The 24,388-nt window shown below is 46.2% G+C and carries 25 protein-coding genes and 1 tRNA gene; 15 read left to right on the plus strand and 11 right to left on the minus strand.

Annotated features, from left to right (window positions below; all coding sequences use genetic code 11):
- Positions 1-9: 9 nt before the first annotated feature.
- Positions 10-1,197 carry a THUMP domain-containing protein gene (locus VJ249_09960; protein ID HKZ94884.1) on the minus strand — a complete coding sequence of 396 codons (1,188 nt, stop codon included), beginning with the start codon at positions 1,195-1,197 and terminating at the stop codon, positions 10-12.
- A 140-nt stretch (positions 1,198-1,337) separates the two neighbouring features.
- Here VJ249_09960 and VJ249_09965 point away from each other — a divergent pair.
- Positions 1,338-1,444 (plus strand) — tRNA-Asn (locus VJ249_09965).
- 33 nt (positions 1,445-1,477) lie between these two features.
- Here the strand turns inward: VJ249_09965 and VJ249_09970 are convergent.
- The 3 genes from VJ249_09970 to VJ249_09980 are packed head-to-tail and all read right to left on the minus strand — an operon-like array spanning position 1,478 to position 4,431.
- Positions 1,478-1,684 (minus strand): hypothetical protein, encoded by a 207-nt coding sequence (locus tag VJ249_09970; GenBank protein HKZ94885.1) that lies wholly within the window; start codon positions 1,682-1,684, stop codon positions 1,478-1,480.
- A 49-nt stretch (positions 1,685-1,733) separates the two neighbouring features.
- Entirely contained in the window at positions 1,734-2,828 is a 1,095-nt protein-coding gene (locus VJ249_09975) for a DNA topoisomerase IV subunit A (GenBank protein HKZ94886.1), read from the minus strand.
- Complete coding sequence (locus tag VJ249_09980) at positions 2,812-4,431, minus strand: DNA topoisomerase VI subunit B (protein ID HKZ94887.1); 1,620 nt, start codon at positions 4,429-4,431, stop codon at positions 2,812-2,814. Before VJ249_09980 ends, VJ249_09975 begins: the two co-directional genes overlap by 17 nt.
- A gap of 293 nt (positions 4,432-4,724) precedes the next feature.
- Between VJ249_09980 and VJ249_09985 the strand changes: the two genes are divergently transcribed.
- Positions 4,725-5,675: a radical SAM protein gene (locus tag VJ249_09985; protein HKZ94888.1), complete on the plus strand. Its 951-nt coding sequence runs from the start codon at positions 4,725-4,727 to the stop codon at positions 5,673-5,675.
- A gap of 67 nt (positions 5,676-5,742) precedes the next feature.
- Here VJ249_09985 and VJ249_09990 read toward each other — a convergent pair whose 3' ends face one another.
- The 5 genes from VJ249_09990 to VJ249_10010 all read right to left on the minus strand — a co-directional run bounded on the left by VJ249_09990 (position 5,743) and on the right by VJ249_10010 (position 8,500).
- Positions 5,743-6,330, minus strand: coding sequence for an RNA-processing protein (locus tag VJ249_09990; protein HKZ94889.1), 588 nt, complete (start codon positions 6,328-6,330; stop codon positions 5,743-5,745).
- Positions 6,317-7,114: a serine protein kinase RIO gene (locus VJ249_09995; GenBank protein ID HKZ94890.1), complete on the minus strand. Its 798-nt coding sequence runs from the start codon at positions 7,112-7,114 to the stop codon at positions 6,317-6,319. Before VJ249_09995 ends, VJ249_09990 begins: the two co-directional genes overlap by 14 nt.
- 28 nt (positions 7,115-7,142) lie before the next feature.
- A complete protein-coding gene (gene eif1A, locus VJ249_10000) occupies positions 7,143-7,448 on the minus strand; it encodes a translation initiation factor eIF-1A (protein ID HKZ94891.1) in 306 nt (101 codons plus the stop codon).
- A gap of 133 nt (positions 7,449-7,581) precedes the next feature.
- Complete coding sequence (locus tag VJ249_10005) at positions 7,582-8,283, minus strand: hypothetical protein (protein ID HKZ94892.1); 702 nt, start codon at positions 8,281-8,283, stop codon at positions 7,582-7,584.
- Positions 8,284-8,299: 16 nt separating this feature from the next.
- On the minus strand, positions 8,300-8,500 hold the full coding sequence (locus tag VJ249_10010; GenBank protein HKZ94893.1) for a hypothetical protein: 201 nt from the start codon (positions 8,498-8,500) through the stop codon (positions 8,300-8,302).
- 280 nt (positions 8,501-8,780) lie between these two features.
- Between VJ249_10010 and VJ249_10015 the strand changes: the two genes are divergently transcribed.
- The 9 genes from VJ249_10015 (at position 8,781) to VJ249_10055 (ending at position 18,339) form a co-directional block, all read left to right on the plus strand.
- A complete protein-coding gene (locus VJ249_10015; protein ID HKZ94894.1) occupies positions 8,781-8,930 on the plus strand; it encodes an AbrB/MazE/SpoVT family DNA-binding domain-containing protein in 150 nt (49 codons plus the stop codon).
- Positions 8,927-9,313 carry a hypothetical protein gene (locus tag VJ249_10020; GenBank protein HKZ94895.1) on the plus strand — a complete coding sequence of 129 codons (387 nt, stop codon included), beginning with the start codon at positions 8,927-8,929 and terminating at the stop codon, positions 9,311-9,313. The genes VJ249_10015 and VJ249_10020 overlap by 4 nt, the downstream gene beginning before the upstream one ends.
- Before the next feature lie 248 nt (positions 9,314-9,561).
- Positions 9,562-10,689: a glycosyltransferase family 2 protein gene (locus VJ249_10025; protein ID HKZ94896.1), complete on the plus strand. Its 1,128-nt coding sequence runs from the start codon at positions 9,562-9,564 to the stop codon at positions 10,687-10,689.
- Between the two features lie 17 nt (positions 10,690-10,706).
- Positions 10,707-11,495, plus strand: a complete 789-nt coding sequence (locus VJ249_10030) for a glycosyltransferase (protein ID HKZ94897.1) — start codon at positions 10,707-10,709, stop codon at positions 11,493-11,495.
- A 25-nt stretch (positions 11,496-11,520) separates the two neighbouring features.
- Entirely contained in the window at positions 11,521-12,666 is a 1,146-nt protein-coding gene (locus tag VJ249_10035) for a glycosyltransferase family 4 protein (protein ID HKZ94898.1), read from the plus strand.
- Positions 12,667-12,705: 39 nt separating this feature from the next.
- Positions 12,706-13,713, plus strand: coding sequence for a glycosyltransferase family 2 protein (locus VJ249_10040; protein HKZ94899.1), 1,008 nt, complete (start codon positions 12,706-12,708; stop codon positions 13,711-13,713).
- Position 13,714: 1 nt separating this feature from the next.
- Entirely contained in the window at positions 13,715-14,584 is an 870-nt protein-coding gene (locus VJ249_10045; GenBank protein ID HKZ94900.1) for an FkbM family methyltransferase, read from the plus strand.
- Between the two features lie 11 nt (positions 14,585-14,595).
- The gene (locus VJ249_10050; GenBank protein ID HKZ94901.1) at positions 14,596-15,534 is read left to right on the plus strand and encodes a glycosyltransferase family 2 protein; all 939 of its coding nucleotides are present in this window, start codon (positions 14,596-14,598) and stop codon (positions 15,532-15,534) included.
- 78 nt (positions 15,535-15,612) lie between these two features.
- The gene (locus tag VJ249_10055; protein ID HKZ94902.1) at positions 15,613-18,339 is read left to right on the plus strand and encodes a hypothetical protein; all 2,727 of its coding nucleotides are present in this window, start codon (positions 15,613-15,615) and stop codon (positions 18,337-18,339) included.
- Between the two features lie 42 nt (positions 18,340-18,381).
- Here the strand turns inward: VJ249_10055 and VJ249_10060 are convergent, their stop codons facing one another.
- Together VJ249_10060 and VJ249_10065 are read right to left on the minus strand one after the other, a co-directional pair.
- Positions 18,382-19,857: a hypothetical protein gene (locus tag VJ249_10060; protein HKZ94903.1), complete on the minus strand. Its 1,476-nt coding sequence runs from the start codon at positions 19,855-19,857 to the stop codon at positions 18,382-18,384.
- A gap of 37 nt (positions 19,858-19,894) precedes the next feature.
- Entirely contained in the window at positions 19,895-20,968 is a 1,074-nt protein-coding gene (locus VJ249_10065) for a glucose-1-phosphate thymidylyltransferase (protein HKZ94904.1), read from the minus strand.
- 178 nt (positions 20,969-21,146) lie between these two features.
- Here VJ249_10065 and VJ249_10070 point away from each other — a divergent pair, with 178 nt between their 5' ends.
- The 4 genes from VJ249_10070 to VJ249_10085 all read left to right on the plus strand — a co-directional run bounded on the left by VJ249_10070 (position 21,147) and on the right by VJ249_10085 (position 24,294).
- Positions 21,147-21,650, plus strand: coding sequence for a dTDP-4-dehydrorhamnose 3,5-epimerase family protein (locus tag VJ249_10070; protein HKZ94905.1), 504 nt, complete (start codon positions 21,147-21,149; stop codon positions 21,648-21,650).
- A 13-nt stretch (positions 21,651-21,663) separates the two neighbouring features.
- The gene (locus VJ249_10075; GenBank protein ID HKZ94906.1) at positions 21,664-22,680 is read left to right on the plus strand and encodes an SDR family oxidoreductase; all 1,017 of its coding nucleotides are present in this window, start codon (positions 21,664-21,666) and stop codon (positions 22,678-22,680) included.
- Entirely contained in the window at positions 22,677-23,537 is an 861-nt protein-coding gene (rfbD, locus tag VJ249_10080) for a dTDP-4-dehydrorhamnose reductase (GenBank protein HKZ94907.1), read from the plus strand. Before VJ249_10075 ends, rfbD begins: the two co-directional genes overlap by 4 nt.
- A 355-nt stretch (positions 23,538-23,892) precedes the next feature.
- On the plus strand, positions 23,893-24,294 hold the full coding sequence (locus VJ249_10085) for a hypothetical protein (protein ID HKZ94908.1): 402 nt from the start codon (positions 23,893-23,895) through the stop codon (positions 24,292-24,294).
- Positions 24,295-24,388 lie beyond the last annotated feature (94 nt).

The following is a 24,388-nucleotide window of genomic DNA, read 5'->3' on the forward strand; positions in this document are numbered from 1 at the left end:
TGTATGAGCTTAGATTTTCAAAACTCGAAGTGACTTGACGGCGTCGCCAACCAGCATTTCAATATTCAACTTGTTCTCAATTCGCCTGACATCTTCAAGCTTGATTTGGCTTACCTTGACCTGTTTGACCTTGGCTCTGTTTTTTTTTCGCCTAGGCGCAGCTTCCTTCAAACCGACCATTACTGCCATCTCCGCGATCACGGCGGCGTCGAACCCTAACAGTGGGCGATAGATGGGGAAGCCTCTTACTGCTTCATCGTGCAAGTTGATGGCGTGCACAGCGTGTTTTGCATCGTTCTCAAGCGAGTCGCCCGTGACTATGCCTTCTGCCCCGATTGCTTCTGCGATGCGCTGAGCTATTCGAAACATGAGGCGCTTGTGCACAAGGCTAACTAACTCACTTGGAGAAGTCTGAGTCAACCTCTGAAAAGGTGAACTGTTTTCTATTACGTGCAGTTTTCTCGGAAACCCAATGTTCCACTCCATCAGTTTCTGAGCGAGGGCTACAGCCTGTTCGGCGTTTGAACGCCTTTGGATGAGGCTGGGCTCTCCAAAATGGACTAGCACAGGCGGGCAACCGCGTTTCATCGTCATCCAGCAGGCAACTGTTGATTGCACATCGCCTTTGAGCAGACAAACGAGTTTGGGTTGTGTGCCCAAGGGTAAGCCACCTACGCCTTTGACCGTGTTGGTGAACAGGTAGGCTTTTTCTTCTCTGACTTCGACTTGCAGCGTTTGTTCTGGGCGGGTCAGATCAACGTGCAGTTTCAGATCTGGAAGAGACGCGTTTATGCGCTCTCCAACTTTCACGCAGACATCTTGGCTTGTGTAGAGATGTGTTCCAACTCTGCGGCAACGCACAGCGAAGCTCTTTCCTAGCTTGAACTGTGAGCCTGCAAGTTCAGCGCTGGTGGTGAGAATGTCGTCGAGTTGGGAAGACGTCTCTATTGCTGGTGACGAGGATGAAACTCCGAAAATTTGGCTGAGCTTTTCCGTGGCTTCGGCAGCCCGGTCTGTCTTTATGTAGAGTCGCCCTGCTTTCTTGACAAAGGCGGAACATTGGATGGCATGGTGTTTCAGTGCTGCTTTTATGTTACTGGTTAGGCGGCGTTCATATTGCTTCCTCGTCCACAGGGCTTTGATGCCTATCTCGCCTCCGAAACGGACGATAACGGTGTCAAACGCTTGTTGAGGCAACTGCTGGACAATGCTCCTCTGAGCTTAGCTAGTATTCAGGGCGCCCATATTAAGTATCGATAGAGGCTTTGAACAATGTTCGCTTGCTGAGTAAACTTAAATATGATTGAAGGTTCTCAAGATTAGCAACGCATGGATTTGCCGCCGTAGCTCAGCACGGTAGTAGCAGCTGACTTCAAACCAAGTTGGTGAGAGGCTGAAGCTGTTAACCAGTTGGTCGTAGGTTCAAGTCCTACCGGCGGCGCCATCCCCCGAGAAACGGGTCGCGAAATGCTGTGTGTTACTTCTCTTTTTCTCCAGCCCTTGCCATGAGGAGCAAAAAGCCAAGGACTGCGAGGATTACGCCTGCGGCTAGGAATGGCACGGGGTTAGGAGCGCTGCCGAGGTTGGTGTAAGTTACGTAAAATGTGATTGCTCCTATGGCTATCATGACTAAGCCGATGAGTTTTTCCATGATAGCTAAACCAACTGGTGCTTCACTGCTCAATTCTCATACCTCAGGGTTTGTGCGCGTATCTACGTTGTGAGGCTTTGTTTTAAAGTTTTTCAGATTCCTCTAGTTTAGCGGGCAGGTATTCATCAACGATGTAGGTCAGACCGTAGCGGCTGAACGCCTCTTGCTCCGCCTTCTTCCTGATCTTGAAGAATGTTTTTGTTTCTCGTTGCCACAGGGCGCCGTCGTAGCGTGGATCCTTTTGTAACTCATTGAGGCGTTTGATGTCCATGTCAGTTAATGGGTCACTTGGCAGTTTGTAGTCAACAATGTCAGTGGCCCAGACTCCGCTCCATTTGGCGTCTGGTGTGGTTAAATCCCGCAGGTGTGCGGCGTTGGCTGAGCCTGAGATTATGACCATGGCGATGTGCATTCCCCATGGGTCGCCGTCGGTGAAAATGAAGACTGGCAGGTCGAGTTCCTGGTTTAGCCTTCGTATCATGTGGCGTGTGGCTCGCGGCGCCTGTCCAGCCGTGAGCACCAGTACTGCGTTGTATTTTTTGTGCACTTGCTCCTCGATGAATCTTGTGAATAAGCCGCCTTTCTCGATGGCTATGACTTTGTCGGCGCTTGTTTTGACAAACTCCGATGAAGTTAATGCTGGGCCTATCATAACGCCGTCGGGGTGTGAGGTTAGATTGAGGCGTTTTCCCTCATAGCCGGGCACAGTGTATTCGATTGTCAAGTCGCCAAATATGGCTGAGCGTTCTTCTGGAAACACGTTGAAGTCTTCTCGGGCGTATCTGGACACGGTTTCAAGGTCTGTAATGACGTTGTCGGATTCCGCCTGGTCCTTGAAGGTCATTTCGTAGGCTTGGGCTGAATAATAGACGTCCCTCAACGTAGACGTTTTTCTGTGTTTGGTCAATTCGTCTGCGAAGCGTGCTACCCATACGAGTTGGGTGAAGGGGCGTATGTGGCGTATGTTTCTGCTGGTTCGGCGCACTGATTTGTCGCCTAGCACGTATTGTCTGAGTTTTTGGTCGTAGTATATGTTTTCTATGCTGCGGCTGGGCATCTTTATCCACGGAAACGTGCCCTTCTCCATCTGTCCATATAGAGTACTGCCGAAGTCTTTGAGGTTGGCCAAAACCTCTTTTTTTCGATCTACCGCTGAGTACTTATTCCGTTTCTTCATACACTTTCACACTCTTCAACAACTTACTTATGTCAGGTGGATACTTCTTCTTGGCAAGTTCAGTTGAGAACTGCGCGATTTTGGGCAGGTACTTGGAGAACGTGCTTAATCGTTTTCTTTCTCGCTCCACGTTCTCCCGTCGCGACAGGAAATGCTGGATGTCACGTGCGGCGTCTCGTATGGCGTTTAGTATTTCCCTTTTGATTTCGGGTCGGTCAGCGATGAATTCTTTGCCCACCGTTTTGTAAGGCACTTTAGTGCTGCACAGGTGGACCAGTATGGCAATGGGCAGGTCTGGCGATACTCTATATCGGCGCCAATTCATTGATTTGATGATTCTCCAGCTCACGTCGCTGGCCTCATCGTACAAAAGTGGAATGCGATTTGCGAATCTGTAGAGAACGAAGTCGTTTTTTTTCGGTATGTTGCCGCCGTATGCGATTGCGGCTTCGACGATAAATGGGTGTCCCGAATAGGTTGCAGGTGGCCGCTGGCTGATGGAGATGAATTCGGGCTGAAGTTCTTTGAGTATGCCTGTCTTCAACAGCTCAGTGCCCAGCGGGGAGAGGCAGCTGGCGTCTGGTGCCAGGAATCCGTCATATCTTTTCAGCATGTGGACTAGGCGCACGATTTCTTCGGGTTTGAGTTTGCGTGGGTCTTTGGTTTTACCTAGGCCTGAGAATTCTAGGAATCGGTGTGCTGTTTTTTCGCCTACGCGGAGGAAGTGGTATCGCATGAAGTCAACCATGTTGCGGCACGGTGTTATGCGCATCATGCGCTGTATCGTTTCCACATCAACGCCGTATGGATGCGGTTTCGTTTCTTTGGGAGGCGGCGGCATCTTTGTTGTTGCCCGAGTGAACTTGTACAGCCTGCCTTTTGGGTCGATGAAAGTGATATTAGCGTATGGGTTGACTAATGCGGTCTGCTTGAGGTATTCGATTATGCGTGGCATGGCCTTGCTGTAGTCAGCTTCAAGTGTGAAGTCGACGACTGTGCCACGCCAGCCTTCCTTATTGAAAAGGATTTTGCGGTCCAAAATCACTGGGCGGTTACGCTGGATGTCCACCATCAGCTTGCAGAAGTAGATCTTGGCTCCGCCTGTGCCCGAAATCACCGATGCGGGCTTATGCGTTGTGATTTGTCCGTACAACAGCGCCATGGTGCCGCCTAAACCAAACGTGCCTCGTGCCTGCTTCAGCTTGTATTTTGAACCGAATAAGACTTGGCCGAAGGCGGCTGGTATGTGCCTTGCGGGAACGCCTGAGCCGTTGTCTTCTATGCGCAGTCGGTAAACGCCCGTCTCGAAGGTCTCAGCTACTTCTTCCTCTTCTTCGTCTTCGCCTTTTTTTTCGTTTTCAAGTGCGCTTATGAATTTCTCTTGGTCTTCATATGAGAGTCGAACGTAGATGTCTGGGGGGATGCCCGTAGCGTCTGCCGCGTCTAAAGAGTTTTCAATCAGTTCACGTATTGAGCTGAAAATGGCGCGCGCGGGGTTAGTAAAGCCAGCGATGTCTCTGTTTCTGTAGAAGAAGTCGGCAGCTGAGATCTCTTCAAATGTGGTTTCAGCCACACGTATCCGCTCGAATGGTGAAAGTTCCATTACGTCAGTTAATCCGCAAGAATATGCAGATCGCTTCTTTTTAACTTTTTAACACAAAAAACGCTAAAAACGCCACAAACGCCTCCAGCGTGGGTGTGTCTTAGCTAAGATATCTGCAGCAATTCGACTGCCTCACTGGATAGCTCTTCTTGCTCAAAGATTTAAATCCGAAAAACGTGGCTTTCTATAACTGACTCAAACACGAATGTAAACGGTGACTTGCAATCAAGGCCAAGTACATTAGGAAGGTTCTGCGCGAGTGCTTACACTCGAGTCGTTTTGTGAATCTTTTCGTGACTTCCGCCTGCACCTGCAAGTGCATCATGTGTGGCGTTTGGAGGCAAGGTGCCAATTACATTTCTGATGAGACTTTCAATGACACGGTGGAAGTTCTCGAGAGTCTGGGATTCTACAATTTTTCTTTGACAGGAGGAGAGCCGCTTCTGCACCCAAAGTACTTCGATTACATGAAGTACTTGGACAGGAGAGGGCTCTACACTAATTCGCCTACTAATGGAACACTATTGAATGAAAAAAATGTGTCGAGATTAAGGGAGGCAAATGTTGACTCGATTTTTGTTTCCATTGACTCGCTTAAGGCGGAGACCGCTGGCTTCATTAGGCATTACCCCGACCAACTAAGTAAGGCATTGAATGGATTGAAGCTGCTGAAGAAACATGGGATTCCCAGAGCTGCCATTCTTGTCCTCTCCAATTATAACATCGACGATTATGTTAGAATGATTACTGAATTGGACGAGAAATATGATGCTCCGAGCATCCTCTGCTTTCCTGATTGGGGTGTTGGCCCTTTGGACAAGATACTGGGGCATCCGCTAGATGTGAACGGCTCGCTGATACCTGCCATTGATAGAAACAAGTTGATTCGGCTGGTTGACGACTTGATTGACTTGAAAAAACGCGGCTATCGTTTATTCAACGCTACGGAGTACCTGTTAGACGTTAAGCGTACCTATTTGGGTGAGCCTAGGCGGATAACTTGTTACGGTGGCTACCACGTTCTAAACGTGGACTGGAATGGCAATGTTACAGCGTGCTTCAACAAGAAGACCCCGTTATGCCACGTCACGCATCTGGCTGATGCTCCATTGGTTAAGGACCCTTGTTTCCAATGCCTAAACCAATGTTTTGTGGAGCTCTCCTACGTAGCCGAGAACATGGCGCGAAAACGTTTCTGGACAGTTCTGGACGACTGGTCGACAATTTTCAAAACACTGCACTAGGGCTTCGCTTGCTGGAAAAGGAAGGACAACTCTCAAATACAACCTTGTATGGACACACGCTTACACATCATTTTTTAAGTTCTTCAGGCAGTTTTTCCCATAGTTCCAGTTTCTTTTTCTTCAAGTCTCGTCTTTTTCTGTGCAGGTAGCGGTAGACTGTGCTGTGCTCGCTTCCTCGTAGAAGCATTTTGATGGCTTCTCGGGCTACTTCCATCTCATCCATGTTGGCGATTAATGCAACTGTGTGACCGTGAACCGACACATCAGCCTCGGTCAACTCTTCCACTATGCGCCTTGTCTTGCCTTCTTGCCCTATAATTCTGCCTTTCACTCGCTGCAGTTCAGCTTGTGAGCTGCCGAACATTTCGCGCAGGTCAATTACCTCAAGCACCGCGTCTTCATCATTGATTAGGCGGAAGGCTCGTTCAGGCGAGAAGCCGCGTCCAATGGCGGTTATGACCTCTTGCGTCCTGAAGAGTTGAGACGGGTCTTCTGCTCCAGACGCCAGCATGATGGTTACATCGCCTGATTCGCTGTCAATTGCTAGCTCAACTTTGAGTCGTTTCTCTATGACTTGTTTGACTTTGCCCTCTGGACCGATCAAGGCGCCTATGCGGTCTCTTGGAATCTTTATGAACGTGCTAGCGCGCGCCACTACTTGTCACCTTCCTGTAAGCTTCCTCTGGAGAAAGCACTTCTATGCCCAGCCGCTTAAAAAATCTATTCAAGTTCTCCAGATCTCTGCGCAGTAGCTGCTCTGCCATCGGATGCTCCAAAGGGACAGCCTGCGAAACGTCGAACAGGACTGGCTGGTTTTTCCAAAGCATTATGTTGTATTCGCTTAGGTCTCCGTGCACCAGCTTCGCCTTCTGATACAGTTTTCTCACGCTGCTGAGAACTTGATTGTAGACGCGTCCTGGATTTTTGATTTCGGTTTCTCTGAGCAAAGGCGCACTTTCGCCTTCGTCTCCAATGAACTCCATAATCAACACGTTGTGTTTCACATCTATTGGCTTAGGCACCCTGACGCTAACCTTAACAGCCTGCGTCAAATTCTTGAATTCCTTCTGAGCCCAAGCATAAACCAGCGAACGCGTGTCACGCTTAACATGCGAGAAACGTGGATCACCTACAATGTATGGTATCATACCTCGTTTGAACTCAGCTGAAATGGTGAGGAAGATTTTGATAGCTAAAGTGTTGCCCTCTCTATCTTTGCCCCAGTAGAGTTTTGATTCTTTTCCAGCCTTAACTGCGCCAAAAATCTGGTCTATTATGCCCTTGTTCAGAAAACCGTACACGGTCATTAACGTTGAGCGGTCGAAAACCTCTTCAAGAGCTTCATATTCCTCGCTGCGCTTCGTCTTCATCAACTGCTCAGTTTCGTAGCGCCGTTCTTTCCGCTTAAGCTTCGCATCCACCCGTTTCCGAAAAGACACAACCAGTCTCCTAAACGTTCAAGAGAACTTAGAGCGCGAGGTAGCCCTTCTTCCTAAGCCAGTCAACCTGTCCCCTCGTGTAACGCCAGATGATGTCGCCTCGACTGTCAGCTTGAAAGTCCCATGGCGAAACTAGGACTATGTCGCCTTCACGAATCCATACACGCCGCTTGATCTTGCCTCTAATGCGGCACAAGCGTTCATGCCCGTCTTGGCACTTGACCATGATGCGGTCGAAACCCAGCATCTTCACAGCCACGCCTAGAACATCAGTCGTAGCAGGCAATATCATGTTTTGAAAGTCAGTCTCGCTTACGACCTTCTTTTTGCCCAACCAGTCACCTCAACTGTAACCGTGATAGCCTATGCTACAACACAAACAACAAATCTAGCTTAAATATCTTAACTGAAGCCAAGTCCGCAGGCGTTCAATCAAGTCGTCTGTCGTATGGTCGTTGGTCGCTAAATTATTGTGTCACTGTCTTCGACGGGAATGAGTTGCCGTTTCTGGACGATGGCTTTTTGTCTCCGTTTTGGTTTCGTCCTTCGACGCGTGCACCGGAGGGCATGGTCTCGTTGCAGAATGGACAGATATTTACCACGCGGGGTCTGTCACCTTGAAAGTCAAGCATGCGTAGGGGTTGGGTAAACGACTTGCCGCAGTGTGGGCACCTACTGGCTTCAGTTGCATCTGAAGACATATGTGGAGACGAGGGAACTACTGGCGTCTGTGTGGTGGAGGGTCCATGCCATTGTGGGGTCTCTGAAGTTTGTTGCTGTGTTTGGCGTTGGGGCGGAGTTACCGTCTCAGGTGATGACTGCGGGGGCGGTGTGGCGTACGTGTGTGAGGGCTTCTCCACATTATATGTTACAGCTGGGGCTTTCCTCGTTGTTTTTGGGATCGGTGCGATCTTAATGGGTTGTTTCACAGCGTTGAGAAAGCCTCGAAGCGAGAATGCCATGCCTACAACTGTGGTTATGATGGTGATGATCAAGAGGGCCTGTACGACTCTTAGCAGCAACCAGTATTGATTTGCCCAGTCATAGCTAAACTGTAATCCGTAATAGTAGAGGGTGCCATGGACGATTTGGTCTAGCAGGTTCAAGGTGTATGCTGCGCCAGCTGTAGCTGCTAACGCGATGATGGCGAGCAATACACGCTTTATCATGGGCTTATCAGTCCGTTTACGCCTCTAAATGATTAGTGAGCTGCGAAGGTGAAGCCAGTTCGTAGATGACCTTTGTTTCGCCGCACTCTTGGCACTCGTATTTTTCTTCAATTTCGCCTTTCTTGACTGTGGCGCTGCTCACTAGAACGTGGTCAGTTTTGCGATTGCATTTCTTGCAGCGAAGAAAAACGTATGGTCTAAAGATCGGTATGGTCATAGTGTTCGCCTTGATTCATGAAACAACTTGATCTGTAAATGATTAAAACATTATGAACTCGCAATACGGATTACGAGGCACGTAAGCTTCTGTGTTTCAGGTTTGATGTCTTTTACTTGACGTGTCAAATTGCGGACAGCTGCTTCGGGTTTTAGGCATGAATTGGTTCATTGCAATGGCGTTTCGAGGGTGTTCATGTTATGTTGGCATACTGCATCATGTTAGCTAGTCTTTTGCTGTCGAAAAACGTTAAAAAATGTCGCTTGGCGTCGTGATGATTTTGCCTGAGACTAGTGATTCTGTTGAGTTCACTTCGTACGTGCGTAAGGAGGGTAGGATAACGCTTCCAAAGGAGGTCAGAGATGTGCTTGGCATTGAAGAGGGCAGTCTAGTGCGGTGCAAGATTGAGAGGGTGAAGTCTAAGAAATGATTCGCACAGGTTCAGCGCAGCTTCGTGTTTCGCGTTTGGAGATTGTCAAGATGAGGACGTTGGCTGTGCGGAGAGGTGTTTGGTATCGTGTCTTGACTAGAATTGAGCGGAGTTGTGTGGATTTGACGATTCGGGTTGTGGATGAAGTGCGTAGTCAAGCTCTCGTGGGTGTGTTGTTTTCGGTGTTGAAGAAGCTTGAGGAGGCTGTGGAGAGCGGGGTGGCTCGTTTGATGCGTGGTGTTGGTGTGACAGCAGCGGGTAGGCTTGGCTCTCTTGCCCAGTCTTGGGGCAACAAGTCAGCTGCTAGCTGGGGAGCTGACTCTCAGTTTGCAAGGTTTCTAGCTGTGAGTTACATGAATTTGCCAGCTGCGTTCAGGGGTTAGAGTTGACTTCGTGGTTCTCGTCGGGTTTGCGTTGTTTGTCATATTGGGTTAGTAGGTTATCTTAGGCTTTGAATTTTTTTGAGTTTATTCTGTTCGCTGGGTTTTTTGAAACTGTGGTTTTGTTCTTGTATGCGGTGCGGTGGTATTTGTTTTCGTTTGCGGCTTTGAGGGCTGGTCGGGTTGTGAATTCCTCTGGGAGCAGTGAATGCGAGCGCGTGTCGAGTGAGGGTTGTTATGTTAGTGTTCTATTGCCTGTTTATAATGAACCCAATGTTGTTGATCGTTTGTTGAATGCTTGTACGAGTTTTAATTCGCCTCCGTATGAGGTTGTTGTTGTTGATGACTCGGATGATGGCGTAACTACTGAGCGATTGCGGGCTTGGGAAATGCGCGTTAGTCGTGTTAAGGTTGTTCATCGTGATTCTCGGAAGGGTTGGAAGGGTGGCGCCTTGAATGTTGGTTTGGATCATTTAGATCCTCGCAGCAGTCATGTTTTGGTTTTCGACGCGGATTTTGTTCCGCCTAGTGATTTGATTAGTCGTTTTGTTGGCAGGTTCGAGGAGTTGAATGGTGACGAGAGCGTTGTGGCTGTTCAGGGTTATCAGCGGCATGATTTGAATGGTGATGAGAATTGGGTTACTCGCGGTGTGCGCGTGTGGCATAGTTTGTATAATATGGTTGAGTTGAATGGGCAGAGTCGTTTGGGTTTGCTTTCTTTGTTAACTGGCAGTGTGTACATGATTCGTACGGGTGTGCTTAGGCGTTTTCGGTTTGGTGAGGTGACAACTGAGGATACGGAGTTGACTGTGCGTCTACATGAGGCTGGTTTTAGGGTTGTTTTTGATTCGGGTTTGGCGGCGTCTGGTGAGTGTCCGAATACGTTGCGTCGTTTGTTTAGGCAGCAGATGCGTTGGGCTGAGGGGCATACGCGGACTTATCGGGATCATTTTTTGAAGATTTTGTGTTGTCGTTCTATTAGTTTGCGTGATAAAGTGAACTTTGTGTTTGTTGGGTTTTCCTTTTTGAATAATGTGTTGGTGGCTGGCTTGATGGTGGCTTGGTTGATGACTTTTCTGTTTCCTGCGTATTTTCTGCCTCAGCCTGTAATGCAGGCTAGTTTATTGTTGTTCTTGGCTATTGTGCCATCTGGGGTTTTTTCTTCTTTGGTTGCTCTTTGGCTTGAGGATGCTAAGGGGGATTTTAGGAAGATTGGGTATGCTTGGTTTTTGAATTTGCTAATGGCTCCAGTTGTGGCTTATGCGGCGCTGAAAGGATTGTTCACAAGGAAAGGATACTTCCACAGAACACACAAAACTGGAAAGATAGTGGCGAAGGGTGATTTGGGTTTGAGATTGGTGCAGCATGAAGCTGCTTGATTTGTGCGGTTGAGAGCTTGACTGAACTGAGTTTGGTTGAAAGGAAGCATCCTGCAGTTGAGGGTTCATTGGTTTCTCATTCTTTCTTGGATAGGCGGGTTTGTGTTGCGTTGACCGCGTTTAATGATGAGGAGGCGATTTCTGGGGCTGTGAGGGAGTTTCTTTCTCAGAAGAATGTTGTTGAGGTGGTTGTTGTTGATAATAATAGTTTGGATAGGACGACCACAGAGGCGTTAGGTGCTGGTGCTCGTGTGGTTCATGAGGGGAAGCAGGGTTATGGTTTTGCGTGTATTCGTGGTTTACGTGAGGCTTTGCGTTGTACTGATGGTGATGTTGTTGTGTTGGCAGAGGGTGATATGACTTTTCGTGCTGGTGATGTTTGGAAGATGCTTCCTTATTTGGATGATGTGGATATGGTTGTGGGGAGTAGGACGCATAGTCAGTTGGTTGATCGTGACTCGCAGTTGGATTGGTTTTATATTTGGGGGAATCTGTTTTTGGCTAAGGTGTTGCAGTTTAGGTTTTTTGATTTGAAGTTTTTTGGGAGGATTCGTTTGACTGATGTTGGGTGTACGATGCGTGCTATTAGAACGGAGGCTTTGGCTGAGATAATTAATGAGTTGACGGTGGGAGGCCATCATTTTTCTCCTCACATGACTTTGGTGGCGCTTAAGCGAGGATTGAGGGTAGTGGAGGTTCCTTTGACGTTTAGGAGAAGGGTGGGAGTGTCGAAAGGCGCCGGAGGAAATAAAAAACTAGCGATGAAGGTTGGACTCAAGATGTTGTGGCACATCTTGACTGGTTGACAGTTTTTCGGAAGGCTCTTGGAATTTGCGTTTCTTGTTTCTTGCTTTTCGTGATTTGAAGAATCCGGCTGCGGTTGGTGGAGATTTTTATCTTTGGGAGTTGGCTAAGGGTTTGTCTCGGTTAGGGCACAGTGCTGCTTTTGTTTGCAGTAGGTTTGAAGGTTCGAGACCTAGTGAAATTGTTGATGGTGTTGAAGTTGTCAGATTCGCTGGCGGGCTGAGTTTGCCTTTTAGGATTTTGAATGAGTATGTGAAGAGGTTTAGGGGTCGAGTTGATGTTGTTGTTGAGGAGGCGATTGGTGGTCAGCGGATTCCTTTTTTGGCTGGGGCTTATGTTCGGGAGCCTTTGGTTGCGGTTTGGCATCAGAGGCATGATAAGATTTTTCGTGAGCAGTATCCGTTTCCTGTCGCGGTTGTTCTTTCTTTTTTTGAAAGGTTTCTGGCCAGATTGTATCGGAGTCGTACTGTTGTGACTCCTTCTAAGGGTGCGAGAGAGAAGCTTATGCAGCTTGGGTTTAGAAGGGAGAATTTGAAGGTCGTCTATGATGGAGTCGATGAGATTTTTCATGATGCTATGCCAAACGAGAAAAGGGAGGATTTGATTGTTTGTTTGGGGAAGCTGCGCAGATATAAGCGGGCTGATCATGCGATTTTGGCTCTTGAACGTGTTGTTCATCAGGCTAATAGACCTTGTAGACTTGTTATCGCTGGGAAGGTTAGTGAAATAGACAGGGGCTATGTTGACGGGTTGCATAATCTTGCCGAGCGGCTTCGTGTTGCTGATCTTGTTGAGTTTAAGGTTAATATTCCAGAGAAAGAGAAACTGGAATTGTTAGAGAAGGCGCGGGTTTTGGTTCAGCCTTCTCCGGTTGAGGGTTTTAGCATTGTTGTTGTGGAAGCTAATAGGTGCGGTACTCCCGTTGTTGTCAGCGATGGAGTTCCAAGCGACGTTGTAGTCAATGGTCATAACGGGCTTGTCTATCCTTTTGGCGATGTTGAGGCTTTAGCCTCCGCTATTACTGAATTGATGAAAGATGATGCTATCTGGAACAAAATGTCGAAAAACGCCCACGAATGGGCTCAGCAGTTCAATTGGGAACGTTCAGTTTTCACGTTCCAAAGAATTTTGAAGCTAGTTAATGCAGATTCGGCCAGAGTTCGTGCTAAATGAAGATTCGAGTGTAAGAATTTGATTTCTAAAGTTGCAGTTTTGATTTTGAACTTCAATGGCAAGCAATTTTTGGGAGAGTGTTTCAAGTCTTTGAGAATCACAGAATACCCTTGTTACGAGGTATATCTTGTGGATAACGGAAGTAGCGACAATTCAGTTGAATACGTACAGGAAAATTTCCCTTGGGTGAAAATAATAAAACATCGAAAAAATTATGGGTTCTGTGAGGGTTACAACAAAGCCATTCGACAGATTGATGCAAAGTATGTTATGTTGCTTAACAATGACATCAAAGTTTTGAAGAAGGACTGGTTGATAAACCTTGTTGAAGTCCTTGAAGGTGATGATAAGATAGCGGCTGTCGGAGCTAAGCTCATATTTGCGAATTTTCCTTCCATAATCAATTCTGTTGGAGGGAGGTTGTATAGGTGGAGTGGAGCAGCTGATATTGGAGCCCGGGAGAGTGATTTTGGTCAATATGACCGACCTCCAATAGAGCCATTTTACAATTGTGGCGGAGCAATGTTACTTCGGCGTGACATTTTCTTGTCTGTTGGGGGATTTGACAGCAAAATGTTTGCTTACTCTGAAGACTTGGACTTGTGTTGGAGATTTCGACTAGCTGGGTTCAGAATTGTTTATTGTCCAAAGGTGACCATTCATCATATTTTTTCTGCCTCATGGCACTCATATGGACTGTACAAGATGTATTTGTCAAATAGAAACCTAATACGCGCAATGGGAAAAAATTATTCTCTATCTTCTCTTTGCAAAAATGCGCCGTTATTCATCCTGAATGGCTTAGTACAGACTATGCTTTTCTCATTAGTATTCAGAAAAACCCTTGCATTCTATTTCAACCTCAAAGCTCTGGCGTGGAACATAGCAAACTTACCCAGCACAATGAAAGAGAGATACAAAATACAGACCAGCCGAAAAACTCCCGAAAATGCAGTCCTTACTGCTATGGGACAAGAAAAATTTGAGAAAGTGACAGAAATTCTGAGGAAAATACGTTTTGACCGAAAATACTCTGGCATGAGGTAATATGGTGGAGTTAAGCAAGATTCTCTGGCAGAATGTAAAGAAGCTAAGAGATGGCGTCAGAAACTCAGGCATCTTGGGTACAATGGATCCTATGATAGACAAACTCGTCGATTATACGTTTAGGCCGCCTTCGCATGAAACCGAGGCAACTTTACCTCTGAGACTGAAACTAATGATACCGCAATCTTGCAGAGTTTTTCGTGATCTGGCCGCAGGGGTTTACGAGAAGGAACTTACGCTTTTGTTCATGCGATTGGCCAAAAATGGGATGAATATCGTCGACTTGGGCGCACATGTCGGGTACTACACGGTCTTGGCATCTCGATTGGTCGGACCTAAGGGGAAAGTGTACGCATTTGAGCCAGACCCCTTTAATATGGACTACTTGCTGAAGAATATCAAAAGGAATGATTGTTCAAATGTGATCGCTGTAAGGAAGGCGGTTTCCAATAGAACTGGACTGGCTTATTTCTCGGTCGATCCATACCATGGCCAGAGTCACTTGTCAACAATTGCATCGGAGAACTCCGTTATGGTTCAAACTGTGAGACTAGATAGTTTTCTTAAAGATGAGGAATGGCCTCGCATAGACTTGATTAAGGCCGATATCGAAGGTGGAGAAAGAGCAGCTATCGAGGGCATGAGAGAAATCTGTCGAAGGAACCCTGAAATATTGCTTATTATGGAGTGCAACCTGAATGCTCTGCATCGGTTCGGCACTACACGCGAGGACTTGATTGCCGTACTCTTAAGCTTGGATTTTCGTAAGGGGTATGTAATTGAGCGCAAGATGGAGCCGTTTGGCGTTGCAAAAAACTTTCCAAACAGAAGTTCAACGACATACAACCTATTACTTCAAAGGCAAGAGTAGGCAGGGGTGCTATGGCTGGCATTGCGGCCATCGTACTGACTTACAATGAAGAATGTCATATCCGAGACTGTCTTGAGTCTCTGACATGGTGTGATGAGGTTTGGATAGTAGACTCGGGTAGCACGGATAATACATTGGATATTTGCATGCGATATACTCAAAACATTGTTAAGCATCCCTTCATAAGCTTCTTTGAATCACGAAATTGGGCGCTGAATAACCTACCCATATGCGCCGAGTGGGTACTCTTCGTTGATAGTGACGAGAGAATCACTCCTGAATTGCAGAAGGAAATAATTAGAACCATCTCCACGCAACGTTTGGCCGCTGATGGATACTACATACCGATGAAGCAATATTTTTGGGGTCAATGGTTGAAGCATGGTGAAGCTTGGCCCAACTATGTACTAAGGTTATTTAGAAAGAGAAAAGCGTACTACTCGAACCATCATGAGGTACATGAGTACGTTAAATTATGGGGCAAGGTCGGATTTTTGCGGAGTCCGTTCATACATATTTCACGGTCGTCAATGTCCGAAACGCTGGCAAAACTGAATTTCTATACCACCCTAGATGCTATCAGGATGTATCGAACCGGAGAGGGGCTATATCCTGCCAAGTTTGATGATTCAATGCGTAAGAGGATTCTGAAGGGGTTGTTCAATTCCATGCCTTTTAAGCCTCAGATAAAATTTGTCTGGGACTATGTAATCTTGCAGGGATTCAGGGATGGCTATATAGGACTCATTTGGGCGCGTATTCAAGCCCTCTATGTGTCCACTGCTTATATCAAACTCTGGGAGCTAAGAAGGGGACTTGTAAATGCTGAAAACCTCCAACATCGTGTTTCAAAAGAGGAAAATGATGGCAAACACTTGAGAAATGCTTCTTCACAAAGGTCTATGAAAGTGCCTTCAAGGCAACTTCAAGAATTCAAGATATCTGACTGAACTCAAGAAGAGCATCCAAATGGTAACAAATTCATAAGAGGATTGAATGCTTTGGGCCTCATGATTCGGAGAATGCAGGTGAGGACTGATTGCTTTCGCCTAGGTCTAGAAGTTGCCTCAATTCTCGTAGCGTTGCTCATGCTTGCTCTTTTAGTGATGCCTTTAGACACTTGGCGGCTACCGCAAAACCAAGCGGTATATGAGGGCTTTGATCCAAACCTTATTTTTTTGAGACAAACAGGTTCCCCAGTTGATGCAGTCGTAGACGTTTCGGAAAATGCGGTGAGGCTTAAAGCCTTACACAATTCTAATTTAGATGTTAACTTGCTGACATTTTCTTATGGAGGGGATCTTAGAGCGGAGTTTGATATGCAGGTTCTTGACAACCAGCAAGTCTCGAAACCGCTAAGTATTATTCTATGGAATTGGAGAGACCGAGTGAAGTATTCTCTGGACTTTGATTCTTCACCTACTAATTTACTCATTGCACGTACAACAATTGAAGATGCGGTCGTCAGGGAACGCATATTGGGCAACTACACGCGAGGTTATCTTTATCATGCGGAGATTAGTCGTCACAAAGAAGCAGGCATAATAACTGTCGAGATTTCGGGGACCGACGCTGAAAAGCCCCCATCTGGGCACGGTGCTCTTTTGCTCGTAGGAGGCCCCAACGAACCTGGTTATCGTGAGGTTGTCTCAGAGCGTATGATGATCGAAGGAGGAGAAAAGTACCTATTTGGAGCAGTAGTGAAATTGGCGTCTGGGGAGGGCTGGTATAAGCTAGTTGTTGATTGGCTAGACAAAGAGGGTAGAAAACTATCTTCCTCCAATGATTGGCAACTTCTCGGCAAACTCCCCGAGTGGAAAGCAATGACCTTTGAAGGAACTGCGCCCCCAGCTGCCGCCTTTGCGGAATTAAGACTCGGTGCAGGGAATGGTAGAACCGTCATATTGTTGAGCGATGTATTCCTAAGGAAAGCAAATGAGCCTGGAGTTAACTTTGTGCGAAATGCTGCGTTCGAAGGAGACCGTGGATGGTTTCTGGTTGGAAATGAGCCAATAGAACCAAGCGAAAGACCCCAAGTAGTGAATAATTTACCAGAAATGAACGACTCCATAACAATTGATCAAGCACCTCTACTATTTGCTCCTTTGCCAGTTAGCATTACCTTAGCCAGTTCGTCAACCTCCGGTGCCACTAATGTTTACGTAGAGAATTTCAAAGTCGTTGTACCATCGCAGAGGATGAGTGCGATGAGAATAGAGGAACCTCTGGCTCAGACAATGGTAATCATCCTTGGGGCTGTAGGGGGGATACTGATTACGATCTACGGCTTTCTTTCGCTTAGGCGTCTGCTTAAGAAAAACCGAATAGTTGGATTGTTAGGTAAGCCTTTCTTCGTTAGAAGCCGAGCTCGGGCACTGTTGATATTGGGTTCATTGTTTTCTTATCTTGTTCCGAATATTTTGCTTTTCAAATTAGGTAGTCACTTTTACGATTTCACTTCTTCCAAAATCTGGACGTACATCACGGCCAAATACGGCTTTGCTGAGCTCTATCATTTGTCCAGTCTTGTGACTCTGCCTCACCACATTACCGGAGAACCCGTCGGGTCTGCAGCTTTTCCTTATGGGCCAGCAATGGCGTATGTTTTTACAGCAATTGGGTCGATAATGAATGCTCTTTTGCCAAGTCAGACGCATTTAGACAGCTTCCTATTTGATATAGCCATAAAGTTGACGAACGTGTTATTCGGCCTTTTTTCCAGCATGCTAATCTACTCAATCTTACGTCATGCAGGAGGAAGCGATCGTCAGAGTCTGATAGGTGCAATGCTGTACCTATTCAATCCAGCTATCTGGTTCATGGCCTCCGTGTGGGGCGAAACCCACACGATTAGTACCTTCTTTCTGCTTGGGTCTATCTGGCTGGCACAAAATGCGCGCCTAGGCACTTTAAGTTTAGCATGGGCAAGCTTGTTCGCGTCGGCACTTACAAGACCTCAGATGCTTGTGCCTGCACTTCTCTTGGGTCTTATATATCTGAAGAGCTTCTCGTTAAGGAAAACTTTCCTTGCGTTCTCGTTTGGAGTTATCACTACCTTCATAATGCTTGCACCCTTTTTATTGGCGTTTAGTCCGTCATTACCTTCGGACTTATACACTCACCAAAGTGCCGTTCAACAGGCAGGGGACGCTGCGGTTTCAAGATACATGTTCCTTTCAAATGATGCATATAACATATGGCCTCTTGTAACCCGTTTAGCGCCAGGCCTCGAAGGACCATCACGGATTTATTTGCCATCAAGGACTCCTTTTCTTGGATCATTAACTTTCTTAGATGTTTCTAACGCGATTTTCTTAGTCGTGTTTGCACTATTAGCAATTACGATTCTTGCGCAACGTAATTCAGGACAGCTGAGAGGCGACATGTTTGGTCTCGTAGCTACAGGGATGTTGGCGTTTACGATGATAAGGACGGGTGGCTCCGTGCACCACTTCACATTAGCTTTACCGCTGGTGCTTATTTCTATAAAATCCTTGAAAGAATATGAACGTCATTCAATATTTCTCATCTTGAGCATAACGACACTGCTAACTATGTGGGGGAGCATACCTCCAGCTCTCCCTCCGACATCATTGCTTCAGCCTTCCATCAACCCACTGACTAGGCTCTTTACTGAACTTTACATCTCCGACTGGTTTATCACCTTGGGCACGCTTGTTAACACGGTGGCGCTTTTGTGGCTAGGGTCAGAGGCCATGCGGGCAGTATTGAGTTTAAGGAAACGCGAAAAGTGAATGAAGATTCGCCTCGGTCAACTCTTCTAGGAGCAAATTCAATCACTTTATAAGATTAATATACCATACTCCCAGCCTATCTGTTGTCACCAAGGCTTCAATACTGGTATTATTTCCTATATCATCAATATAGTACAGCGCGTAAGCTGAATGTTCACTTGAACTGATAATGTTGATTGCAGTACTTAGATTCATCAGAGCGGGAGCGACAAGTATTCTCAGGTCGCGTCGTAAGAAAATAAAGGCTAATCCGTGGAATTTTTCTTGTACAATTACTTGCGAGTTTAGTGGTACATTATCATTTATCCATTCCATCGCATTTCTTATGTTGGGAATGTCCCCGAAAGAAATTGAAGACTCAACAAGCCCTGAAGGAATGTAGGAATTAGAGTGGAAATAACCAATACGAATATTGGATGTTGCATAACCAAAAGCCAACAAACCTAACAAAACAGAAACTGCAGCAGCTGTCTTGAAGAGTTTTGTGTTACTGAAAATTCTAGGATTCTCAAGACCTTTCCCAAAGTAGACCGTTAAAGGAACCGGCAGCAGTAAGGTCCACCACCAATAGTTCGAAAAGGCATATGCGGGATATACAACGATGCCATAAGATGCTGCACATAACCAAACCAAGATTGGAGTAAAAACTTTATCTTTAGAAAATCCTTTCCAGGCAATGGGAACCAAAGGAACAACAACATACAACGATAGACTGGTCACATAACTCAATACCTTCCAATAATCTCCATCTAGAAAACGTGGATCACTAAGAAAATAATTAGTGAAAATGAAATTGCCAGTGCCATTAGGCAACTGAATGGGAGCAAAATGAGAACTGAAGCCCGGATTCACGAACTGGCTATAAAGCTGCCAAACAAAAACAAAAGCAGCGGGAACGAAGACAACAAAACTCTTCCAAAAAGAACCCTGCCTCTTCATTAACGGGTCAACTAGTTGCCAAAGAACTACAACCAACAATAGAATCGTCACAAGCTGATGCGAAAACACAATCAGCAAAGAAAAAGCAAGAACCGTTAGAGACTTGGATCTCGCACTGCCCACAACGTCGCATTTAGTCTTAGCTAACAAAAGAAAGAAAAAAACCAACCCCAACTCCTCGCGAAATTGATCCCAACCCGTCCTCAAAACCGCAGGCTGCAACAAAAAAATCAAAGCCACAAAAAAACTCTTCTTAACACCCCAACCAAGCCCCTTCAAAACCATATAATAAAAAGAAGCAACAAACAAACCATAAAAAACAGGACCAGCAACCTTCATCAACAGATAAACGTCAACACCAGTTAACAGCCGGATGAACCACAACAAAACCAAGGCTAAAGGCGACCAAGCCCAGCCAAATAACCTCATAGGGGAAACATCAGGCAGCGCCATCACAGCCGGAACATAACCCGCCAAAACATCAAAGCCAACAGGATAAGGACCACTCAATAACTCAGGCAAGCCCCTCAGAATAAAACCTAGCAAAAAAACCCAAAAACCCAGAAACCTACCGCTCACAAAAGACCTTGAACCACTCATACTAATAGACCCAAACCTATATCGTGATCTTCGATCGTTCACCGATCACAAACCTGTAACCCTTTGGCTTGTGAGTCTGATTCTTAAGAATCTCCGAATGTGGGCCAACAAGACTGTCCGTAATCCTATCATCAACCTCGACAACGCAATCGTCCATGATAATTGAATTCTCAATCTCTCCCCGCTTGATGACCACATTGTTACCTATGCTCGTATAAGGACCCACATACACGCCTCCTTCAACGATTGAATCCATCCCAATTGAAGCAGGTCCTCTGACAATTGCTCCATGCTTGATCACCGAGCCCTTGCCAACATACACTCTGCCCTGAATTGACGCATCATTCTCCACAATGCCCAAGATCTCACACTTCAGCTCGTCCAGAATCAGTCTATTCGACTCTAAAATGTTCTCAGGAGTCCCAGTGTCCTTCCACCAGCCCTCAACAAACCTGTGACCTACATTTCCCGTGCTATCCAGCAAAAGTTGAATCGCATCCGTAATCTCCAACTCGCCTCTCCACGAAGGCTTCAACTTCTCAATCATTTGAAAAAACGCTGGTCTAAAAAAGTAAACCCCACTCAGAGCATAGTCGCTCAATGGCTCCTTCGGCTTCTCAACCAACCTAACAAGATTCCCACCGCCGTCGAACTCGGCTACACCGAAGCGGTGCGGCTCATCAACTCTGCACAGAAGAACCATCCCGTCATAAGAAGAATTCTTAAACTCCTCAACATACTTCGAAACCCCTCCCTTAATCAAGTCATCACCAAGATGGACAACAAAGGGATCGTCACCCACAAAAGCCCGGCAACAACCCACAGCATGGGCAATCCCTAGAGGCTTACCCTGATAAACATAAGTTATCTTAACACCGAACCTACTTCCATCCCCATAATACTCCTTAACCATCTCAGAATAAACATCACCAAGCACAATCGCGATATCAACTATCCCAGCTTCCCGCAAACTCTCCAGCACATGCTGAGAAATCGGCTTATTCGCCACAGGAATCAACTGCTTAGGCCCAGTGTGAGTTAAAGGTCTAAGCCTAGTCCCATGCCCACCGTGCAAAATAACACCCTTCAAATCAGAACACCCTAAAGACAGTTTACACAGTAAGTTTTTATTGTTTGCGTAAACTTTAGCCAGAAATCGCAATTAATTGCACGCCTGAAAACAGATTTTGTTCGATAGGCAATCTTAATATGATGTTCAGCAAAGATACAAGAAAAACCGAATGCACGTAACTTCAAGGGCGCCTTTTATGCAAGACGGAATAAGAATATTCGAGCTTAAGAAATTCCCCGATGAAAGAGGATTCTTCTCAGAAATTCTGCGACAAGACTGGAAAGACCTACTCGAAAACGACTGGATAACCCAAGCAAACCTATCCTACAGTTACCCAGAAATGATAAGAGCATGGCACCGACACCTAAAAGGACAAATAGACTACTTCGTAGTAGCCAAAGGCACAGTAAAAATCTGCGCCTACGAAGACAAAACACAAAAACTCGATGAAATAATAGCCAGCGAACACAAACTCCAAGCAATAAGAATCCCTGGACACTACTGGCACGGAACTCAAACCGTTGGAAACGAACCCTCAATCACAATATACTTCGTCACAAAACTATACAACTACACACAACCAGACGAAGAAAGAAGACCATGGAACGACCCAACAATAGTTCCAAAAGAAATAAACGGCAAAAAAGACGACCCACGCACAAACAAGCCCTGGGACTGGTTCTACCCACCTCACAAATAACAGGCGACAAAAAATGAAAATTCTAATAACAGGCGGAGCCGGCTACATAGGCTCAATTCTATGCAAGCTCCTACTAGAAAAAGGCTACAACATAACATGTCTCGACAGGCTCTTCTTCGGCTACGACCCAATCAATGACATAGTCGACAAAATAACTCTGATAAAAGACGACATAAGATGGTTCAAACCTGAAACTCTAAAAGGAATTGACGCAGTACTCGACCTAGCCTCACTCTCAAACGATCCCACCGGTGAACTAGACCCACAAAAAACCCTAGAAATAAACCACAAAGGAAGAGTCAGAGTCGCCCAACTCTCTAAGAAACACGGCGTTCGCACGTACATCTTAGCCAGCACCTGCAGCATTTACGGATTTCAAGAAGATCTCATCACAGAAGAATCCGCACCCAACCCACTAACAACATACGCAAAAGCCAACCTAATGGCTGAAAAAGAAATCCTGCCCTTAGCAGACAGAGACTTCACAGTAACTGCCCTACGACAAGCCACAGTATACGGAGCATCCGGAAGAATGAGATTCGACCTCGCAATCAACGGCATGGTCTTAGGCTTCTTCAAAAACGGCAAAATCCCAATAATGAGAGACGGAAAACAATGGCGCCCCTTCATACACGTAAAAGACACATCCAACGCCTTCATAAAAGCCCTAGAATCAGACCCAGAACTAGTCAACGGCCAAATCTTCAACACAGGCAGCAACGAACAAAATATCCAAATCTTTGACCTAGCCAAACTCGTAGCAGAAGCCATCAACATGCCCTTCAACTACGAATGGTACGGCTCACCGGACAACAGAAGCTACAAAGTAAGCTACAACAAAATCCAAAAAACACTAAACTTCAAACCAAACCACACCCTAAACCAAGGAGCAAAAGAAGTATTCGACGCACTCAAAGAAGGAAAACTAAACCCAGACGACCCAAAAACAATAACGGTCAAATGGTACAAACACCTGCTGGAAATGCACGCTTTCCTGAAGAACACCGAAATCAACGGAGCACTTCTATGAAGATAGCCATAATCGGCGCAACAGGACAACTCGGCACAGACCTCGTCAAGACGCTCAACGATAAACATCAAATCACAAGCCTAACACACCAAAACCTAGAAGTCACAGACCACAACAGCTGCCAAATTCTAAAGGAACACCAACCAGACATCATAATAAACACCGCAGCATTCCACAAAACAGATCAATGCGAAGAAGAACCCCTAAAAACATTCTCGGTAAACGCCATAGGCGCCAGAAACATAGCAACAATATCCAAAGAACTCAACGCCACAACCATCTTCATCAGCACAGACTACGTCTTTGACGGCTCCAAAAACCAGCCCTACACAGAAGACGACACGCCAAACCCAATCAACACGTACGGAATCTCGAAACTAGCAGGCGAACTCTACACAAAGCAAAACCCCAAGTACTATGTCATCCGAGTTGCGAGCCTGTTCGGAGCCGCAGGAGCAAGCGGAAAAGGAGGAAACTTCGTCGAAACAATGATATCAAAAGCCAAACAAAACGAAACCATAAGCGTAGTGGACGACATGTGGATGAGCCCAACATACACCAAAGACGCAGCCGAAACAATAAGAAAAATAATTGAGAACAGACTGCCATTCGAAACCTACCACGCAACGAACCAAGGATACTGCACATGGTTTGAATTCGCCACAGAAATATTCAAAGCTACCGGCCAAAAACCCACTCTCACGCCTTCAAAAACAAATCAACTACAAGCCAAAGCTCAAAGACCAAGATTCTCAGCTCTGAAAAGCATACCACTGCAAGAAAACGGCATAACGATGAGAGAATGGAGAACAGCCCTCCGAGACTACCTAATCGAGAAAGGACACATACAACATTAGCTAAATATCCAGCAACATGATAGAAGAAGGTGTAAGGGGTATAGTGCCTTCTTCTTTTGAAATTTCTTTTCCCGCAGAGCCGCTCAACATACTCAAACGTCACGCATACCAACATTAAACGTCACGCATGCCAACATTGAAAGTCACCACAAAACACGAGCCAACAGACCCCAACCCATCAATCAAAGCAAGAACAGAACCCAAAACACCAACAGAAAAACAGAACTTTCACCACAAAAAAATTTTCCAGCACCCATACTAACCCTAACCGTACACAGTTCCCAGTTGTGTCGGTTAACCAAAACACATATTTTATTGACCGCAAACCTCTACCTCAGGGGATGCTTACTAATTTATGAAAAGCAAATGGCTCTGGCCACTCGCTCCATTCCTACTTGCAGACACGTTGTTGGCATCCGCCGCACTAATATTCCTACAACTAGACCTCATCGTGAACAAAACACTCTACGAATACGGACTCACATTCAACACCAACTGGGCACAACCCTACTGGACAACCATTCGCCTCGGCCTAGGAGTTCTCGGCATCACCATGATCATCATCGCCTCCATCGGCTACCTATCCATCAGACACACAGGTGAGCAGACTGACAAAGCCAAAGTCTATATCTGCAAATCCTGCGGAGAATCATGGTGTAAGCCTGACAAGATCCCAAAGGTCAACGGCAAGTTACCCATGCTCAACGTTCTCAAATCATGCGCCTCATGCAACGAGAAACTCCTAGACATAACCTAAACACCGGTCCCACCGGGCTTGCCATCATATGCGCAGGGTCTGCACGCATTGCACAACAGGTGCTGCAACCTCCAAACACACAGCCACAGCCTAG

It is taken from the genome of Candidatus Bathyarchaeia archaeon, from assembly GCA_035283685.1.
GTDB lineage: Archaea > Thermoproteota > Bathyarchaeia > Bathyarchaeales > Bathyarchaeaceae > DATETJ01.

Bases quoted from the DNA above. Each gene is read 5' to 3' on its own strand.
- VJ249_09975 (HKZ94886.1), bottom strand. From the start codon at position 2,828: ATGAAGAAACGGAATAAGTACTCAGCGGTAGATCGAAAAAAAGAGGTT.
- VJ249_09980 (HKZ94887.1), bottom strand. From the start codon at position 4,431: ATGGAACTTTCACCATTCGAGCGGATACGTGTGGCTGAAACCACATTT.
- VJ249_10005 (HKZ94892.1), bottom strand. From the start codon at position 8,283: ATGATAAAGCGTGTATTGCTCGCCATCATCGCGTTAGCAGCTACAGCT.
- VJ249_10010 (HKZ94893.1), bottom strand. From the start codon at position 8,500: ATGACCATACCGATCTTTAGACCATACGTTTTTCTTCGCTGCAAGAAA.
- VJ249_10020 (HKZ94895.1), top strand. From the start codon at position 8,927: ATGATTCGCACAGGTTCAGCGCAGCTTCGTGTTTCGCGTTTGGAGATT.
- VJ249_10045 (HKZ94900.1), top strand. From the start codon at position 13,715: ATGGTGGAGTTAAGCAAGATTCTCTGGCAGAATGTAAAGAAGCTAAGA.
- VJ249_10050 (HKZ94901.1), top strand. From the start codon at position 14,596: ATGGCTGGCATTGCGGCCATCGTACTGACTTACAATGAAGAATGTCAT.
- VJ249_10070 (HKZ94905.1), top strand. From the start codon at position 21,147: ATGCAAGACGGAATAAGAATATTCGAGCTTAAGAAATTCCCCGATGAA.
- VJ249_10075 (HKZ94906.1), top strand. From the start codon at position 21,664: ATGAAAATTCTAATAACAGGCGGAGCCGGCTACATAGGCTCAATTCTA.
- rfbD (HKZ94907.1), top strand. From the start codon at position 22,677: ATGAAGATAGCCATAATCGGCGCAACAGGACAACTCGGCACAGACCTC.
- VJ249_10085 (HKZ94908.1), top strand. From the start codon at position 23,893: ATGAAAAGCAAATGGCTCTGGCCACTCGCTCCATTCCTACTTGCAGAC.